The 17,373-nt window shown below is 38.6% G+C and carries 16 protein-coding genes; 12 read left to right on the top strand and 4 right to left on the bottom strand.

The window, feature by feature from the left end; translation table 11 throughout:
• Positions 1-45: 45 nt before the first annotated feature.
• The 9 genes from pbp2b to ACVRWY_RS01400 all read left to right on the top strand — a co-directional run bounded on the left by pbp2b (position 46) and on the right by ACVRWY_RS01400 (position 10,892).
• Positions 46-2,124, top strand: a complete 2,079-nt coding sequence (pbp2b, locus tag ACVRWY_RS01440; RefSeq protein WP_354367407.1) for a penicillin-binding protein PBP2B — start codon at positions 46-48, stop codon at positions 2,122-2,124.
• A 12-nt stretch (positions 2,125-2,136) separates the two neighbouring features.
• Entirely contained in the window at positions 2,137-2,733 is a 597-nt protein-coding gene (gene recR / locus ACVRWY_RS01435; protein WP_354367405.1) for a recombination mediator RecR, read from the top strand.
• Between the two features lie 52 nt (positions 2,734-2,785).
• Positions 2,786-3,832 (top strand): D-alanine--D-alanine ligase, encoded by a 1,047-nt coding sequence (locus tag ACVRWY_RS01430; protein ID WP_354367403.1) that lies wholly within the window; start codon positions 2,786-2,788, stop codon positions 3,830-3,832.
• A 55-nt stretch (positions 3,833-3,887) separates the two neighbouring features.
• Positions 3,888-5,252, top strand: a complete 1,365-nt coding sequence (locus ACVRWY_RS01425) for a UDP-N-acetylmuramoyl-tripeptide--D-alanyl-D-alanine ligase (protein ID WP_354367401.1) — start codon at positions 3,888-3,890, stop codon at positions 5,250-5,252.
• Between the two features lie 5 nt (positions 5,253-5,257).
• The gene (locus tag ACVRWY_RS01420) at positions 5,258-5,950 is read left to right on the top strand and encodes a YwaF family protein (protein WP_354367399.1); all 693 of its coding nucleotides are present in this window, start codon (positions 5,258-5,260) and stop codon (positions 5,948-5,950) included.
• 99 nt (positions 5,951-6,049) lie between these two features.
• On the top strand, positions 6,050-7,594 hold the full coding sequence (locus ACVRWY_RS01415; protein WP_354367397.1) for a peptide chain release factor 3: 1,545 nt from the start codon (positions 6,050-6,052) through the stop codon (positions 7,592-7,594).
• A 451-nt stretch (positions 7,595-8,045) separates the two neighbouring features.
• Positions 8,046-8,426, top strand: a complete 381-nt coding sequence (locus ACVRWY_RS01410; protein WP_354367395.1) for a PH domain-containing protein — start codon at positions 8,046-8,048, stop codon at positions 8,424-8,426.
• A gap of 172 nt (positions 8,427-8,598) precedes the next feature.
• A complete protein-coding gene (cshA, locus tag ACVRWY_RS01405; RefSeq protein ID WP_354367393.1) occupies positions 8,599-10,161 on the top strand; it encodes a degradosome RNA helicase CshA in 1,563 nt (520 codons plus the stop codon).
• Positions 10,162-10,280: 119 nt separating this feature from the next.
• Positions 10,281-10,892 carry an NAD(P)H-dependent oxidoreductase gene (locus tag ACVRWY_RS01400; protein ID WP_354367391.1) on the top strand — a complete coding sequence of 204 codons (612 nt, stop codon included), beginning with the start codon at positions 10,281-10,283 and terminating at the stop codon, positions 10,890-10,892.
• A 45-nt stretch (positions 10,893-10,937) separates the two neighbouring features.
• Here the strand turns inward: ACVRWY_RS01400 and ACVRWY_RS01395 are convergent, their stop codons facing one another.
• From ACVRWY_RS01395 to ACVRWY_RS01380, 4 genes are all read right to left on the bottom strand, one after another.
• Positions 10,938-11,291 carry a potassium channel family protein gene (locus ACVRWY_RS01395; protein ID WP_354367389.1) on the bottom strand — a complete coding sequence of 118 codons (354 nt, stop codon included), beginning with the start codon at positions 11,289-11,291 and terminating at the stop codon, positions 10,938-10,940.
• A gap of 210 nt (positions 11,292-11,501) precedes the next feature.
• On the bottom strand, positions 11,502-11,768 hold the full coding sequence (locus ACVRWY_RS01390) for a GIY-YIG nuclease family protein (RefSeq protein ID WP_354367387.1): 267 nt from the start codon (positions 11,766-11,768) through the stop codon (positions 11,502-11,504).
• A complete protein-coding gene (locus ACVRWY_RS01385; RefSeq protein ID WP_354367385.1) occupies positions 11,755-12,504 on the bottom strand; it encodes a tRNA1(Val) (adenine(37)-N6)-methyltransferase in 750 nt (249 codons plus the stop codon). Before ACVRWY_RS01385 ends, ACVRWY_RS01390 begins: the two co-directional genes overlap by 14 nt.
• The gene (locus ACVRWY_RS01380) at positions 12,504-13,430 is read right to left on the bottom strand and encodes a polysaccharide deacetylase family protein (RefSeq protein WP_354367383.1); all 927 of its coding nucleotides are present in this window, start codon (positions 13,428-13,430) and stop codon (positions 12,504-12,506) included. The genes ACVRWY_RS01385 and ACVRWY_RS01380 overlap by 1 nt, the downstream gene beginning before the upstream one ends.
• Positions 13,431-13,559: 129 nt before the next feature.
• On the opposite strand from ACVRWY_RS01380, the gene ACVRWY_RS01375 reads away from it, so the two are divergent.
• From ACVRWY_RS01375 to ACVRWY_RS01365, 3 genes are all read left to right on the top strand, one after another.
• Positions 13,560-14,303, top strand: coding sequence for a lysophospholipid acyltransferase family protein (locus ACVRWY_RS01375; RefSeq protein ID WP_354367381.1), 744 nt, complete (start codon positions 13,560-13,562; stop codon positions 14,301-14,303).
• Positions 14,304-14,387: 84 nt separating this feature from the next.
• Complete coding sequence (locus tag ACVRWY_RS01370; protein WP_354367379.1) at positions 14,388-15,044, top strand: helix-hairpin-helix domain-containing protein; 657 nt, start codon at positions 14,388-14,390, stop codon at positions 15,042-15,044.
• Positions 15,028-17,265 carry a DNA internalization-related competence protein ComEC/Rec2 gene (locus ACVRWY_RS01365; protein WP_435533027.1) on the top strand — a complete coding sequence of 746 codons (2,238 nt, stop codon included), beginning with the start codon at positions 15,028-15,030 and terminating at the stop codon, positions 17,263-17,265. The genes ACVRWY_RS01370 and ACVRWY_RS01365 overlap by 17 nt, the downstream gene beginning before the upstream one ends.
• Positions 17,266-17,373 lie beyond the last annotated feature (108 nt).

Raw genomic sequence — 17,373 nt, 5'->3', positions numbered from 1 at the left:
TATGCTAAAATAGAATTCAGCAAGTTTTGTAAAGTGAGGGAAAGTATGGCAAGGTTTAAGCGTCCAAATTTTGGGCGGCAATTTAAGATGAATAAGGTGGCTCAGAGGCTCCACCTTCTTTTTATGATTATTGTCCTTTTGTTTGTTATTTTGCTTTTTCGGCTAGCCTATATGCAAGTTGTTAATCAAGACTTTTATACAGAAAAACTAACAACTTCCACAGTTTATAAGGTTAGAAATGCAACGCCAAGGGGTGAAATTTATGATGCTACAGGGAGCTTATTGGTTGCAAATGAAGCCAAAGAAGTGGTAGCCTTTACGCGAAGCAATACCATTACAGCACAGGAGATTAAAGAAATTGCCACAGCACTGTCAAAGTTGGTAACCTTGACAGAGACTGAGGTGACGACACGAGAAAAAAAAGATTATTACTTGGCAGATACCTCAACTTATCGTAAGGTCGTAGAGTCCTTACCTGATGATAAAAAATATGACAATTTCGGGAACACCCTGTCGGAAGCAACGGTTTATAAAAATGCAGTTGATGCGGTTTCTAAGGATGACATCAATTATTCTGAGGATGAGCTAAAAATCATTGCTATTTTTAGCCAAATGAATGCTGCGCAAGCCTTTAACACGGTTAGTCTGACAACTGGCGAGCTAAATGATCAGCAAATTGCGGTTATCACAGCTAAAAGTAAAGAATTATCAGGTATTTCTGTCAGAACAGATTGGACTAGAAAAACAGCCAGTAACTCTCTCAGCTCAGTTATTGGAACCGTCTCTAGTGAAAAAACAGGGCTTCCTGCAGAAGAAGTTGATACTTACTTAAAAAAAGGTTATTCGTTAAATGATCGTGTAGGAACGTCTTATTTAGAAAAGCAGTATGAAGACGTTCTTCAAGGAAATCCGACGCTTCAAGAAATTACCCTAGATAAAGATGGATCTGTTAAGGAAACGAAGGAAGTTTCAAAAGGCACCAAGGGGCAGAATTTGAAATTAACCATTGATCTTAAATTTCAAGAAGGTGTAGAAGATATTCTTGAAAAATATTTTAAACAAGAATTAGAAAATGGCGGAACAGTCTACTCAGAAGGTATATATGCCACAGCGTTAGATCCTAATACTGGAGCAGTCTTAGCTCTTGGCGGGATTAGCCATGATCTTGAAACAGGTGAGTTATCGAAAAACTCTTTGGGAAATATTACCCAAGTTTTTACCCCAGGGTCAGTTGTTAAAGGTGCCACACTTGCTGCAGGATGGGAAAACGGTGTACTATCAGGGAATGAGACACTTTATGACCAACCGATTGTCTTTTCAGGTGATTCAAATACGATTAATTCCTGGTTTACTTCAGGGTCCCTCCCTATCACGGCAACACAAGCACTAGAATATTCTTCCAATCCTTATATGGTTCAGATCGCCCTACGTTTAATGGGCATGGAATACCATACAGGTCTATCTCTAGCAACAGATCAATATAAAGAGGCTATGGAAAAATTACGTGCCACTTATGCACAGTTTGGTTTGGGGGTCAAAACAGGTATCGACCTTCCAGGTGAGTCTGTGGGGATTTTGCCAACAGAGTTTGTGGCAGGTAATGTTTTGACAGAGAGTTTTGGGCAATATGATAACTATACCACACTCCAATTAGCTCAGTATGTTGCCACCATAGCTAATGGTGGAACGCGAATTGCACCGCATATTGTAGATGGAATTTATACACCAAATAAAGAAGATGGCATTGGTGATTTGAGCCAAACAGTAGAAGGTCAGAAATTAGGGACAGTCAATATTTCCTCAGAGGAAATGAGCTTGATCCAACAAGGATTTTATCAAGTTGCCAATGGTAGTGGCAGCTATACGACAGGAACAAAGATTGGAAATGGTGCAGCTGTTTCGATTTCAGCTAAAACAGGGACAGCTGAAGCCTATGTCAAAACGGCTGATGGTAACTCGATTTACACTTCTAACTTAAACCAAGTAGCTTATGCGCCAAGTGATCAACCTAAAATTGCCGTGGCAGTTGTTCTGCCTCATGAAACAGAATTAAGAGGAGATGTTAGTGAATATGTTATTCGTGACATCATCAACCTCTATCACTCAATGTATCCCATGAATTAGAAAGGAGTTCTTGTGTTATATCCAACACCTATTGCAAAACTTATTGATAGTTTTACAAAGTTACCTGGTATCGGAATAAAAACGGCAACACGCCTTGCTTTTTATACCATTGCCATGTCTGATGAAGAGGTTAATACCTTTGCTAAAAATTTATTAGCTGCTAAGCGGGAATTGACCTATTGCTCGACTTGTGGTAATCTAACAGACGATGATCCTTGCAGTATTTGTACAGATGAAACACGTGATCGCTCGACTATCTTAGTTGTAGAAGAGAGTAAGGACGTTTCAGCTATGGAGAAAATCCAAGAGTATCATGGACTTTATCATGTTTTACATGGTCTAATTTCTCCAATGAATGGCATTAGTCCAGATGATATCAACTTAAAAAGCTTAATTACCCGCTTGATGGATAGTCAAGTTAGTGAGGTTATCATTGCTACAAATGCGACAGCAGATGGTGAAGCAACATCTATGTATATTTCTCGCGTCCTCAAACCAGCTGGCATTAAAGTGACACGTTTAGCGCGTGGGTTGGCTGTTGGAAGCGATATTGAATATGCTGATGAGGTAACCTTACTTCGAGCAATTGAAAATCGAACAGAATTATAAGGAAGTAGATGTTATCAAACACTACTAAATAACCAAGAGAAAAGGAAATATTATGTCTAAAGAAACGTTAGTGTTATTATATGGAGGGCGTTCAGCAGAGCGTGAGGTTTCAGTTTTATCTGCTGAAAGTGTGATGCGTGCAGTCAATTATGATAAATTTTCAGTCAAGACTTATTTCATCACAAAAAAAGGAGAATTCATCAAAACTCAAGAGTTTACAGCAACTCCAGCAGAAGATGAAAAGCTCATGACCAATGAAACGGTTGTGTCTGAACAACAGATTAAACCTTCTGATATTTATGAGGAAGGTGCCGTCGTTTTTCCGGTCCTTCATGGCCCTATGGGAGAAGATGGCTCTATCCAAGGCTTTTTAGAAGTCTTAAAGATGCCTTATGTAGGCACAACAGTCCTTTCTTCGAGTGTTGCTATGGATAAGATTACAACTAAGCGTGTTCTGGAATCAGCAGGAGTACCTCAAGTTGCCTATACTGTTTATATTGAAGGAGAGGATTTGGAAAAAGTGATCGCTGAGACTTTAGACAAATTATCATTCCCAATATTTGTCAAACCAGCTAATATGGGATCCTCTGTTGGTATCAGTAAGGCTGATGATGAGCTTAGTCTTCGCTCTGCTATTGACCTAGCTCTAAAATACGATAGTCGTATCCTTATCGAACAAGGTGTCACTGCTCGGGAAATTGAAGTTGGTATTCTTGGAAATACTCATGTCAAGACAACAGAGGCTGGAGAAGTGGTTAAGGATGTAGCCTTTTACGATTACCAAGCCAAGTATATTGACAATAAAATCACGATGGTGATTCCAGCGGAAATTGATGATCAGGTCATGTCTCAGATGCGTGACTATGCTAGCCGTGCTTTTCGTGCTATTGGAGGTTGTGGCTTATCACGTTGTGATTTCTTCCTGACAGAAGACGGCTCTATCTACCTTAATGAGCTTAATACCATGCCTGGATTTACCCAGTGGTCGATGTATCCTCTTTTATGGGAAAATATGGGCTTAGCCTACCCAGATTTGATTGAGGAGCTAGTTATTTTAGCTAAAGAGATGTTTACAAAACGTGAAAGCCATTTAATCTAAAACATGATATAATAAAAGAGCGAAAGCTCTTTTTTATGATATATTTGGAGAAAAAATGAAATTAAGTGTGTATGAAGTAGCCCAAGTTTTGGGTGCTAAAAATGATGTTAATCTTTATCCCAATCAAGAGCTCAACAAAGTTGAGTTTGATAGCCGTTTGATTGAAGAAAATGACCTCTTTATCCCTTTAAAAGGTGCGCGTGATGGTCATGACTTTATTCCTGTGGCTTTTGAAAATGGCTGCGCAGTAACCCTATCCGAGGTCAGCCTTGATGTTCCTCACATTCTAGTAGATGATTGCTTGGCTGCGCTACAAAGATTAGCGTCCTATTATCTAGAAAAAACTGCTGTAGAGGTCATTGCAGTGACAGGGTCAAATGGTAAAACAACGACCAAAGATATGATTCATGATATCTTAGTAACCACTTACAAGACCTACAAAACACAAGGAAACTATAACAATGAAATTGGTCTCCCTTACACTGTCCTTCATATGCCAGACGAGACTGAGAAACTGGTTTTAGAGATGGGACAAGACCACTTAGGTGACATTCATCTCTTATCAGAGATTGCGAAACCAAGCCTGTCTGTCATCACTCTATTTGGCGAAGCCCATCTGGAATTTTTCGGTTCACGAGAAGAGATTGCCAAAGGAAAATTACAGATTGCGGACGGAATGACAGCTGGTAGTAAGCTTCTGATCCCAGCAGATCCGATTGCGGATAAGCTCTTGCCGAGCCATGTAGAACTTATTCGCTTCGGTGAGCAGGCTGATTTGCAGGTGACCAGTCTGGTCGAGTCAAAAGATAGCCTGACCTTCACCGTAAACTTTATGGACGGCGACATTTTCCTACCTGTAACGGGCAAGTACAATGCCACCAATGCCATGGTAGCAAGCTATGTTGGTCAGACCTTGGGAGTGTCTGATGAGGCTATCAAGTCTGCTTTGGCTAGTCTTAATCTGACACGAAATCGTACCGAGTGGAAAAAAGCAGCTAACGGTGCTGATATTCTCAGTGATGTCTATAATGCCAATCCAACAGCCATGCGCTTGATTTTAGAAACCTTCTCTAGCATCCCAGCTAATGAAGGCGGCAAGAAAATTGCTGTTTTAGCAGATATGAAAGAACTCGGGGAGCAGTCGGTTGACCTTCATAATCAGATGATTTTGAGCCTGTCGCCTGATGTTCTAGATACCGTTATTTTTTATGGTCAAGATATTGAAGGTTTGGCTCAGCTAGCTAGTCAGATGTTCCCACTTGGTAAAGTCTATTTCTTTAAGAAAACAGAAGATGAGGACCAATTTGAAGACTTGGTGAAACAGGTTAAAGAAAGTCTAGAGAAAGATGACCAATTGCTACTCAAAGGCTCTAACTCGATGAAATTATCTAAGCTTGTGGAGATTTTAGAAGAGGGTTAGATTAGATGCTAGAGAAACTGTTTACACCACAGCCTTCTTTTCCTCCGCAACTGACCTTTTTGCATCAAGTAGGACTACTGATGATACTCGCTTTAGGCTTGCTTACCTCTTTTTACTGCTATCAGAGTAGGGTTTTTCGTAGCTGTTTGTGGTTACTGCAGCTGGTTCAGGTTATCAGTCTATATATGTGGTATTTGCTGATGGATATGCCTTTGTCTGAAAGTTTACCTTTTTATCATTGCCGCCTTGCAATATTGGTTATGCTTTTTTCAAAACAAAGTTCGATGAAAACCTACTTTGCTTATCTAGGTTTATTTGGGGCTAGCGTCGCTTTACTTCATCCTATCTTTGATCCTTACCCTTTTCCCCATATCACGAGTTTGAGTTATGTGATGGGCCATCTAGCATTGGCTATAAATTGTAGTAACTATTTGCTACTGGAAAAAGTAGAGAGCCATCTGACACTTTCTCAGGTGATCAGATGGTCCTTGCTGATGAATGCCCTCATCTTACTGGCTTGTTTAGTAACAGGTGGAAACTATGGCTTTATGCTGAAAACACCTTTGATTAATAGTCACTACCTACCATTAAATGTTGTATTGGTAACGGCGGTGGTTATTGGGGCTATAGTACTACTTCAGGCTCTTGTGACTGGCTTTACCATCTTTTTAAAAGCAAAAGAAGAGCTTGAAGCCTAGCGGTTTTTTGGTTATAATAAAAGAGTTGCACAGGCAGCTCTTTTTGTCTGTCTAGATAATGTTTAGCATTGATGATTACAAAAAATAAAAGGAAGAAACATGTCGATTCAAGAAGAAATTAAAAAACGCCGCACCTTTGCCATCATCTCTCACCCAGATGCTGGTAAAACGACTATTACAGAACAATTGCTTTACTTTGGTGGTGAGATTCGTGAGGCTGGTACGGTCAAAGGGAAAAAAACTGGGAACTTTGCCAAGTCTGACTGGATGGATATCGAGAAGCAACGTGGTATCTCGGTAACCTCATCTGTCATGCAGTTTGACTATGCAGGAAAACGGGTTAACATTTTAGATACACCAGGACACGAGGATTTCTCAGAAGATACCTACCGTACCTTGATGGCCGTGGATGCTGCGGTGATGGTGATTGATTCTGCCAAGGGGATTGAGGCACAGACGAAAAAACTGTTTGAGGTTGTCAAACATCGCAATATTCCAGTCTTTACTTTTATTAATAAGTTGGACCGTGATGGGCGTGAGCCTTTGGATTTGTTAGAAGAACTAGAAGAAATCCTTGGTATCGCTTCTTACCCAATGAACTGGCCAATCGGTATGGGAAAAGCCTTTGAGGGCCTTTATGATCTTCATAATCAACGCTTAGAGCTTTACAAAGGTGATGAGCGTTTTGCCAGTTTCGAGGAAGGGGCTAATCTCTTTAGTAATAACCCGTTTTATGAGCAAGTGTTAGAGGATGTTGAGCTATTAGAAGAGGCTGGAAATGAATTTTCAGAAGAAGCGATTCTTGCGGGGGATTTAACACCTGTTTTCTTTGGATCTGCCCTGACAAACTTTGGTGTTCAAACCTTCCTTGATACTTTCTTGGAATTTGCGCCAGAACCACATGGTCATAAAACCACTGAAGGTGAGATGATTGATCCGCTTAATAAGGATTTTTCAGGATTTGTCTTTAAAATTCAAGCTAACATGGATCCTCGTCATCGTGACCGTATTGCCTTTGTGCGCGTGGTTTCAGGTGAGTTTGAGCGTGGCATGTCTGTAAACCTACCACGCACAGGCAAATCTGCTAAACTATCTAATGTGACGCAGTTTATGGCTGAATCTCGTGAAAATGTCGAAAATGCTGTGGCAGGAGATATTATCGGGGTTTATGATACTGGGACTTATCAGGTCGGTGATACTATGACGGTTGGAAAAAATAAGTTTGAGTTTGAACCTCTGCCAACCTTTACTCCAGAAATTTTCATGAAGGTTTCTGCTAAAAATGTTATGAAACAAAAATCCTTCCATAAGGGGATTGAGCAGCTGGTACAAGAAGGAGCCATTCAGCTTTACAAAAACTATCAAACAGGTGAGTACATGCTAGGTGCTGTTGGGCAACTTCAGTTTGAAGTTTTCAAACATCGCATGGAAGGTGAGTACAATGCTGAAGTGGTCATGACACCTATGGGTAAAAAGACAGTGCGTTGGATCAAGCCAGAAGATTTGGATGAGCGCATGTCCTCTAGCCGAAATATCTTAGCTAAAGATCGCTTTGACCAACCTGTTTTCCTTTTTGAAAACGACTTTGCCCTCCGCTGGTTTGCGGACAAGTATCCAGATGTGGAGTTGGAAGAGAAGATGTGAGAGTAGTGCAGAAATCGGTAGTTTGCTTTGCAAACTCGATTTCGTCGCACTACCTCCGCAAGGGTCTCCCAAGAATCCAAACGAAGTGAAGGATGATTGGCCGAGACCTACTGCGTCTCTGTACAGAAATCAGTAATCAACAAAGCTGATGTGATGTCGTCATCTTTCCCTTGCAAGATCGTCCAGTAATGTGTTAATGCCTGTTGCGTCGAGGTCTAGTAGGCCTTGTCTAGCGTGAAATGAGGTTTGACAGCAGTCAGTTTGCAACGATTCAGTTTTGAAAATCAGGTTAAAACCGTTGTGAAGTCACTTTGATGAACTTTAGTGTTATTTTTAGAGTTTAAAAAATTTCTGTTATTATCTGAAAAAGCAAGCCTTTCCTAAAGGTTTTTGCTTTTTTTATGGGCAGATTTTAAGTACAATAGTATTAAATGAGTAAAGGAGAACTGTTATGGGTTTATTTTCAGGTTTAATGGGAAATGCTTCTCAAAAAGATAATGACAAAGTAGAAAGAGATTTGGCTGACGTATTGCTAGAAAATGAGCAAGTTGAGATGGCTTTTGCTTTAGTCCGTGACTTAATTGTGTTTACAGAATATCGATTAATTTTAGTGGATAAACAAGGAATGACAGGAAAGAAAGTCTCTTATAAATCAATCCCCTATGGATCGATTTCACGTTTTACAGTTGAAACCTCAGGGCATTTTGATTTGGATTCAGAATTAAAGATTTGGATTTCCTCAGCTGCAGAACCAGCAGAAATCTTGCAGTTCAAGAGTGATAATAGTGTGATTCAGATTCAAAAAGCACTAGCTGCAGCTGTTTTGAAATAAAAATGATGTCGTTTCTTTATTTTGTGATAAAGAGAGAAAACGTTATCTTCTAGGAATGAAGAATAATTCGTGCAATATCCTACTTGGTGTGTTATACTAGGTAAGTTGTTTAACAAAATTTAGGTTTGATAAGGCAGCCTCGCACTGCCTTTTTAGAAAGAAGAAAAACACATTGAAATTTACAGAACTTAATTTATCTGATGCTATTTTAGCTGCAATTGAAAAAGCAGGCTTTGAGACTCCATCACCAATCCAAGAGCAGACGATTCCACTGGCTCTTGAAGGAAAAGATGTGATTGGTCAAGCACAGACAGGAACAGGTAAAACCGCAGCATTTGGTTTACCGACTTTAAATAAAATTGATGTTGAGAATCCCGCTATTCAAGCTTTAGTCATTGCTCCAACTCGTGAGTTGGCGGTTCAGAGTCAGGAAGAACTTTTCCGTTTTGGACGTGAAAAAGGGGTTAAAGTTCGTTCCGTTTATGGTGGATCAAGTATTGAAAAACAAATCAAAGCCTTAAAATCTGGAGCTCACATCGTTGTGGGAACACCAGGGCGTTTGCTTGATTTGATTAAGCGTAAGGCTTTGAAACTAAATGGTATTGAAACCCTAATCTTAGATGAAGCTGATGAAATGCTTAATATGGGCTTTTTAGAGGATATCGAAAGTATTATTAGCCGTGTTCCAGAGAGCCGCCAAACCCTTCTTTTCTCAGCGACAATGCCAGATGCTATTAAACGTATCGGTGTTCAGTTCATGAAAGATCCTGAGCATGTTAAGATTGCGGCCAAAGAGTTGACAACGGATCTTGTTGACCAATACTATATCCGTATCAAAGAGAATGAAAAGTTTGATACCATGACACGTTTGATGGATGTGGATCAACCCGAATTATCAATTGTTTTTGGACGTACAAAACGTCGTGTTGATGAGTTAACACGTGGATTGAAACTACGAGGCTATCGTGCAGAAGGTATTCATGGTGATCTTGATCAAGGGAAGCGCCTACGTGTTCTTCGTGATTTTAAAAACGACAATCTTGATATTTTAGTAGCAACAGATGTTGCTGCACGTGGGCTAGATATTTCAGGTGTGACGCATGTTTATAACTATGATATTCCACAAGATCCTGAAAGCTATGTTCACCGTATTGGACGTACAGGTCGTGCAGGAAAATCTGGTTTATCCATCACTTTTGTCTCACCAAATGAGATGGGCTACCTAAAAATCATTGAAGATCTGACAAAAAAACGTATGAAAGGGATGAAACCTGCAACAGCAGAAGAAGCCTTTAAAGCATCAAAACGCGTTGCTCTTAAAAAGATTGAACGTGATTTTGCTGATGAAAAAGTACGAGCTAACTTTGATAAGTTCAAAGGTGATGCCATTAAATTAGCTCAAGAGTTTACACCAGAAGAGTTAGCACAGTATATCTTGACCTTAACTGTTCAGGATCCTGAAATGATGCCAAAAGTTGAAATTGCAAATGAAAAGCCATTACCATTTAAATATGTAGGTGGTAAAGGTGGTGGTAGAGGCCGTTCAGATCGTCGTAGTAACGATCGCAATCGTGGTGGCCGTAATCGCTCAGATCGTAATGGTGAGCGCCGTGAGTTTAAACGCACATCAAATAAAAACCGTAAAGATTTTTATAACAAGGACAACAAAAAACCACACCGTACCTCAAGTGAAAAGAAAAATGGCTTTGTTATCCGCAACAAAGGTGATAAATAATTCAATGGAAACCTAAAAAAGCTGAACATCTGTTCAGCTTTTTTCAGTGAGCAAATGATTTGCTATCTGATTTGAAAGTGATACACTATAGTCATTAATTAGTATGAAGAGGAGAAAAAATGGCAAAAGTCTTATTTGTAAAAGGTCATCCTTTAGAAAAAGAACAATCCTATTCCTTAAAAGCATTTGAAGCCTTTAAAGATAGTTATCAATCGCTTTATCCAGATGATGAGATCATTGAAATTGATGTTTATGATGGTACGATTCCATCACTTGACAAGGAATTGCTAGAGGCCATGTCTTTAGCTAAAAAAGGTGGGGAGTTGACGAGTTCACAAGCAGATAAGCTAGATCGCTTTAATCATTCAACAGAAACCTTTTTATCTAGTGATAAAGTTGTTATTGCTAACCCTTTATGGAATCTGCAGATTCCAAGTCATCTCTTATCTTGGATTAATACCATTACGGTGGCTGGAAAAACCTTTAAATACACTCCAAATGGAGTTGTAGGGCGTGCAACCGATAAAAAACTTCTCCATATTCAAGCTAATGGTGGTCTTTATAATGGTCAAGATACTGCTAGTCAATATATCAAATCAATTTTTAACTTTATTGGTATTGATAGCATTCAATCTGTTTATGTGGAAGGACATGCTTATCAGCCAGACCAAGCTGATGATATTTTAAATCAAGCGATTAATGACTTAAAAGAAATTGCTAAGACGTTTTAATAAAAAAGCAGTAGGAAATCTAGAAGATTGATTTCCTACTGCTTTTTAAGATGATGATTTCTTTTTGTCTTTTTGTGTTATTGCTAAAGAATAGTGTTTACTAACTTCAGTATAGTAACTTACCACGATACCAGATAAACAACCAAAAAATAGCAAACCATACAGGGCTAAAAGGATACTCACGATACGTCCGATGGTTGTTTCAACCAACATATCACCATAGCCGAGTGTTGTAGAAGTGACAAAGCTATACCATAGACTATCTCCATAAGTTGTAAAATCTGGCTCTACCCAAAGCAAAATACCAGAAGCTACAAAAAGGTAGAGAATGAAAGAACTGATAAAGGTAGTAAAGCCTGTGACGGTTAAAATATGCCAAAGAATTTTATAACGTTTCATGCGAATCTCCTTTTTGATGAGAAGAGGTAAATTGTTTTGATAGGATAAATAGGAATGTGATAAGGATACTAATTGGCCATAGATTAATTGGGAAAAAGAGTGAGATAAAAAAAGTGAGAACTTGCCTTTTCTAATATCAAAAATAAAAAGGCAATTAGGGCAATCCCTGTGCTTAATAACATACCGTAGAGAATCAGCCCGTATTTTGATTTAGTGGTCATGAGGTTGTCTTTCTATATAATCTAACTTTTCTTTTCTAGATTTTTTTTTAAAAGCAGCTTCAGCTTTCATGGCTGAACTTTTATCGGGAAATCTTTCTGAGTAGAGCAGTTTTACGGGGCGACGATGGCGTGTATATTTTGCTCCTTTCCCGCTGTTATGGGTTTTTATACGTCGTTCAAGATCAGTGGTATATCCTGTGTAAAGAGTACGATCAGAACACTCCACAACATACATGTAAGCACTAGCTTTTTCCAAAATAAATCTCCGAAATCTCTTTTGTGTAACTACCATCTTCGTTGTGAACAAATAATGGGGGGAGGATTTTTAATCCCTCCAATGAGCCATCTTTGATCGCTTCAATTAAGAGCATGTTGGCTTCTTTACCGACTTTAGGGTAAACAAATTGAATCCGTTTTGGTGCTAATTTATAAGTCTTTAAAGTGTCAATAATTTCAAGAAAACGATCAGGTCGATGAACCATAGCTAAACGCCCATTAGTTTTTAAAGCTTGTTGACTAACACGACAGATTTCATCAAGATTAGTTGTGATTTCATGTCGGGCGAGTAGGTAGTGTTCACTAAGATTTTTAATAGAGGTCTCGCTAGCTTTGAAATAAGGTGGATTACAGAGAATCAAATCAATCTGAGAACGTGGAACATGCTCAAGAAGGTTTTTCAAATCATCATTGACAATAGTGACTTGTTCTTCTAGATGATTGAGAGAAATAGAGCGTCTAGCCATGTCAGCTAAACGTTCTTGCAACTCAACAAGAGTGATATGAGCCTTGGTTTGACTAGAGGCAAATAAGCCTACAGCACCATTACCACTACAAAGATCAACAATTTTTCCTTTGCTGGGTAGTTTTGGAAAACGTGAGAGAAGAACACTATCGACAGAATAGCTGAATACTTCTTTATTTTGAATAATTTTGACATCAGTAGAAAAGAGCTGGTCAACCCGCTCTTTTTTTTGTAATAGATTAGTTGGCATTAAGATAGTACTCCGAATTTATAACCTTGATCCCTATAGTATTTGATGATATGAGGAAGAGCTTCAACTGTTAATTCTTTATCATAAGCATCGTGCATGAGAACCACTCGCACATCACTTTCTGGAAAATGACTATAGGATAAGGTGTGATAATCTAGCATCTCTTGGAGATTGTTTGGTCGAATATTGGCTGCTTCAGCATCACCCACACTAGCATTCCAATCAATCCACTCAAAACCATTTTGAGCAAGAACAGCATTGCTTTCTTCTATGCCTTGCCATGACATTGCTCCACCTGGGTAACGCCAAACTTTTGAATTAAAATCAGCTCCCAAGATATTTTTCAAGTATTGTTGCTCTTCTTGAGCTTCTGATAGGATTTGCGTGACATTTGGTACCCCTCCAGGATAAAGAAGGCCCATGTCATGTGAAACACTATGAAGACCGATAGCGTGTCCTTCTGCAATTTGCCTTTGGAAAATGTCTGCAAATTCATCATAAACAGTTCTACCGATGACAAAAAAGGTTGCAGGGACTTGCTGATCTTTTAGGATATCTAAAATACGCGGTGTAATGTTATGGTTGGCACCATCATCTATGGTGATAAAGACCAATTTTTCTCCTGTGTATTCTTTTTCCCCTCTCATATAAGCTCTGATCTCAGCAGTATCATAAGCGTAGCTAGAGGCAGCGTTATTATGATTTGTACCAGTAGCGAGAGCAGTGGGATCTAAGACAACTTCTTCTTTTGGTTTAACTTTTTTTTCATATTTGATAAAAGGAAAAATGGCATTGAGTTTTTCATAGTCTATACTTCTTGTTCCTAGAACATAGAGAAGTGACAGGATGGTAATCAAACTGGCAAGTCCGATCATACCATTGATAGCAGGCAATTCCTTTTTCTTTGTTGATGATTGATGAGACAAAATTAAGCTCCTAAAAAATTTCTTTTATTACTATAATACACACAAAACCTATCCTTGTCTACTAACTCTATCAAAATTTTAAAAATTTTAGTATAATAGGAGAAATAATGTGAAGAAGGAGATAAGCAGATGTTTTATGCTTACTTACGTGGTTTAGTGGTATCATTATTGTGGATTGTTAACGGTAATGTTCACTATCATCATACGCATAACATTTTAGATGAAGAAGAAAATTATATTTTAGTATCCCCGCATAGGACATGGTGGGATCCTGTTTATATGGCTTATGCGGCGAGACCTAAACAGTTTATTTTCATGGCTAAAAAGGAATTGTTTGCTAATCGTGTTTTTGGTTGGTGGATTAGGATGTGCGGTGCTTTTCCGATTGATCGAGAAAATCCAAGCCAACAAGCCATTAAACATCCTATCAATGTCTTGAAAAAAGGGAACCGTTCTTTAGTCATGTTTCCAAGTGGTAGCAGGCACTCCACAGATGTTAAAGGTGGGGTAGCTGTGATTGCTAAGATGGCTAAGGTTAAGATTTTACCTTGCGTGTATGTAGGGCCAAGAAGTTTAAAAGGGCTTTTAGCACGCGAGCGTGTTGATATGAACTTTGGAGAAGCTATTGATATATCAGATATTAAGCGCATGAATGACGAAGGGATTGAAGAGGTTGCAAGACGTGTTCAAACGTCCTTTGATGCCCTTGATCAAGAAGCGCAAGCTTATCAAGATGGTAAAAAGCCAAATGTTTTATGGTTTTTCATTCGTATTCCAGCAGCCGTACTTGCTCTTGTTGTGGTAGTGTTAACCTTAGTTTTTAGCTATTTGGCAAGTTTTGTTTGGGATCCTGAAAAACACATTAAATTATAATCAAACGAAAAAGTGAGATTACTAACGCAAAAGTGACCTCACTTTTTATTTACCTTTACGAATAGAATCAATGGAGGTAAGTTTATGTTTGATTGGATTATGGATTTTATTGAGGATAAAAAGGCGTGGGTGGTAAGCCTAGTTTTAGGGGTTCTAGCGATGATACTTGCGGTATTTCTTTTGTTAGAGAAAGCACCTACCACTGAGTCTCAAACTCAACTGATGAGTTCAACCATTGAAAGTTCAATATTGACTTCTTCGGTTTCAAGTCACCAAGAAAGAGAAGCTAGTGATGAGCTTGTTGTTGATATCAAGGGCGCTATTCAAAAGGAGGGGGTCTATCACCTTAAACAAGGTAGTCGGGTGACAGATTTAGTCGAAAAAGCAGGAGGTCTAAGGCCAGATGCTGATAAAAAAAGGATCAACTTAGCTGCTAAGCTCACTGATGAAGAAGTTATTTATGTTGCGCGTGAAGGTGAGGAAGGTGCAGATGACGTTTCTGTAGCTTCTTCAATGTCATCAGATTCTTCTCATACTTCAAGTGAAAAACAAATTAATCTTAATAAGGCTACAGTCACTGATTTAACCAGTATTTCAGGTATTGGTGAGAAACGAGCACAAGATATTATTGATTACCGTGAACAAAATGGTGGTTTTCAGTCTATTGAGGATTTGAAAAATATTTCAGGTATTGGCGAAAAAACGTTTGAAAAGTTAAAGGATAATGTCAGTGTGGAATAAAATTTTTCCTTTAAAACCCATTGAAGTAGCATTTTTGTTGATTTGGCTATACGGGAGTTTTTACCTTCAAAATTGGTACTTACTCCCTATTTTTTTAGTATATTTACTTTGGATCGTTGTTAGTCGTGGACTTAAGTTGGGAGTTAGGTTGATTTTAACGTTACTCCCTTTTGCTCTTTTCTTTTCATTTTTAAATTGGAAAGTGGCTCTCTCATACCACTCAGCTCCTAAAGAGCTTACACAAATCACTATGCTCGTTGATACCATTAAAGTTAATGGTGATAGTTTGTCTTTTAGAGGACAAAATTCAGGAAGAACTTATCAGGTTTATTATCAATTGCAATCTGAGGAGGAACAAGCTTACTTTAAACGTTTGGATCAAACGGTCTTATTGATGGTTGAGGCTAAGACGCAAGAAGCTGAAGGAAGACGGAATTTTTCTGGCTTTGATTATCGGGCCTATTTGAAGTCGCAGAAAATCTATCGAACGTTGAAGGTTTCAAAGATTAAGTCTATTCACAAGTCAAGCAAATGGAACATAAGATGGCAAATTGCACAGTGGCGTCGACAATTATTGGTTTTTATTGAGACGCATTTTCCAACGCCTATGCGCCACTATATGACAGGTTTGCTCTTGGGTTATTTAGATGTCAGTTTTGATGAAATGGAAGATCTTTATTCTAATTTGGGAATTATTCATCTTTTTGCTTTGTCAGGAATGCAAGTGGGCTTTTTTATGAATAGAGTGCGCTATGTTATCTTAAGGTTAGGGGTGACACAGGAACATTCATTTTGGCTACAGATTCCTCTCTCCTTTTTATATGCAGGTTTAACAGGTTACTCCATCTCTGTTATCAGAAGTCTTTTACAACTTAGTCTGTCTCTAATGGGCTATAAAAAACTAGATAATTTTGCCCTGACCATAATTTTACTAATGCTTATCCTGCCAAATGCCTTGGCAAGTACGGGAGCGGTCTTAAGTCTAGCTTATGCTTTTATTTTAACTATTATGGATTGGGAGCATTTAAAAGGGGTTAAAAAGCTACTAGCAGAAGTCATGACCGTTAGTTTAGGGATTTTACCGCTTTTAATGTGGTACTTTGCAAGTTTCCAACCCTTATCTATTATCTTAACAGCTCTCTTTGCTTTAGTATTTGACCTCCTCATTTTGCCACTTTTGAGTATGGTCTTGCTATTAAGTCCCTTATTTATTATGGATTGGTGGAATCCTTGTTTTGAGTGGTTGGAAGTTGTGATTCGTCTTGTGGCTCACTATTCCCCAAAGCCACTGATATTAGGTACTCCAATGTTGATAGTTGGTGCGGGCATGTTATTTTTCCTAGCACTATGGCATGATTTTTATTTTGTTAAAAGCTTGCGCAGACTTAGTATTTGTTGCTTGCTTTGTTTATTTTGTTTCACCAAGCAACCTTTAACCAATGAAATTACTATTGTTGATGTTGGGCAGGGAGATAGTATTTTTATAAGAGATCAAAAAGGGAAAACAATTTTGATTGATGTAGGAGGTAAAGTTAATTTTAAGGCTCAGGAAAAATGGCGGAAAAAGGTATTGGATACGAATGCCGATAGAACCTTAATCCCTTATTTAAAAAGCAGAGGAGTAGGTAAAATTGATCAATTGGTATTGACCCATACCGATACTGACCATGTTGGTGACTTAGAATCGGTAGCAGATGCTTTTACGATTGGAGAGATTTTAGTCAGTCCAGGGGCTTTAGGAAAAGTAGATTTTGCAAGACGTTTACAGGCATTAGGCTATCCTGTTAGTGTGGTACAGGCAGGAGATCGCTTAGCCATAATGGGAAGTTCCTTGCAGGTTTTATATCCTTTTTCAGTAGGAGATGGCGGTAATAATGATTCCATTGTCTTATATGGAGAATTACTATCTAAGCGATTTTTATTTACAGGTGATTTGGAAGATGGAGAATTGGACTTGATCAAAGCCTATCCCAGCCTTGATATTGATGTTTTGAAAGCAGGGCATCATGGATCAAAAGGGTCGTCCTATCCAGAATTTTTAGCACAGGTCACACCAGAGGTTGCGCTGATATCTGCAGGAAAAAACAATCGCTACAAACATCCACACCAAGAAACTTTAGAGCGTTTTGAGAAAGCAAAAATACGTGTTTATCGAACTGATCAACAAGGTGCTATACGGTTTAGAGGGCGTAAAAGCTGGACGATTGAAACGGTGAGGTGAGTGTATTTTTTTAACAAAAATGTTATAATAAGACTCGGTTTTTAACTTCAGGGAAAGTACAGGTGAAATTTTTACTGGAGAGTTTTCTATAAGATAAAGAATTAGAAA

It is taken from the genome of Streptococcus porcorum (assembly GCF_053203725.1).
Note: the sequence above shows the minus strand (reverse complement) of the source record. Positions and strands in the feature narration are given on the sequence as shown.

Coding starts and splice junctions, on each gene's coding strand:
- ACVRWY_RS01410 (WP_354367395.1), top strand. CDS start 8,046: ATGGGTTTATTTTCAGGTTTAATGGGAAATGCTTCTCAAAAAGATAAT.
- ACVRWY_RS01425 (WP_354367401.1), top strand. CDS start 3,888: ATGAAATTAAGTGTGTATGAAGTAGCCCAAGTTTTGGGTGCTAAAAAT.
- ACVRWY_RS01385 (WP_354367385.1), bottom strand. CDS start 12,504: ATGCCAACTAATCTATTACAAAAAAAAGAGCGGGTTGACCAGCTCTTT.
- ACVRWY_RS01370 (WP_354367379.1), top strand. CDS start 14,388: ATGTTTGATTGGATTATGGATTTTATTGAGGATAAAAAGGCGTGGGTG.
- ACVRWY_RS01420 (WP_354367399.1), top strand. CDS start 5,258: ATGCTAGAGAAACTGTTTACACCACAGCCTTCTTTTCCTCCGCAACTG.
- ACVRWY_RS01400 (WP_354367391.1), top strand. CDS start 10,281: ATGGCAAAAGTCTTATTTGTAAAAGGTCATCCTTTAGAAAAAGAACAA.
- ACVRWY_RS01365 (WP_435533027.1), top strand. CDS start 15,028: ATGTCAGTGTGGAATAAAATTTTTCCTTTAAAACCCATTGAAGTAGCA.
- ACVRWY_RS01395 (WP_354367389.1), bottom strand. CDS start 11,291: ATGAAACGTTATAAAATTCTTTGGCATATTTTAACCGTCACAGGCTTT.
- pbp2b (WP_354367407.1), top strand. CDS start 46: ATGGCAAGGTTTAAGCGTCCAAATTTTGGGCGGCAATTTAAGATGAAT.
- ACVRWY_RS01375 (WP_354367381.1), top strand. CDS start 13,560: ATGTTTTATGCTTACTTACGTGGTTTAGTGGTATCATTATTGTGGATT.
- ACVRWY_RS01430 (WP_354367403.1), top strand. CDS start 2,786: ATGTCTAAAGAAACGTTAGTGTTATTATATGGAGGGCGTTCAGCAGAG.
- ACVRWY_RS01415 (WP_354367397.1), top strand. CDS start 6,050: ATGTCGATTCAAGAAGAAATTAAAAAACGCCGCACCTTTGCCATCATC.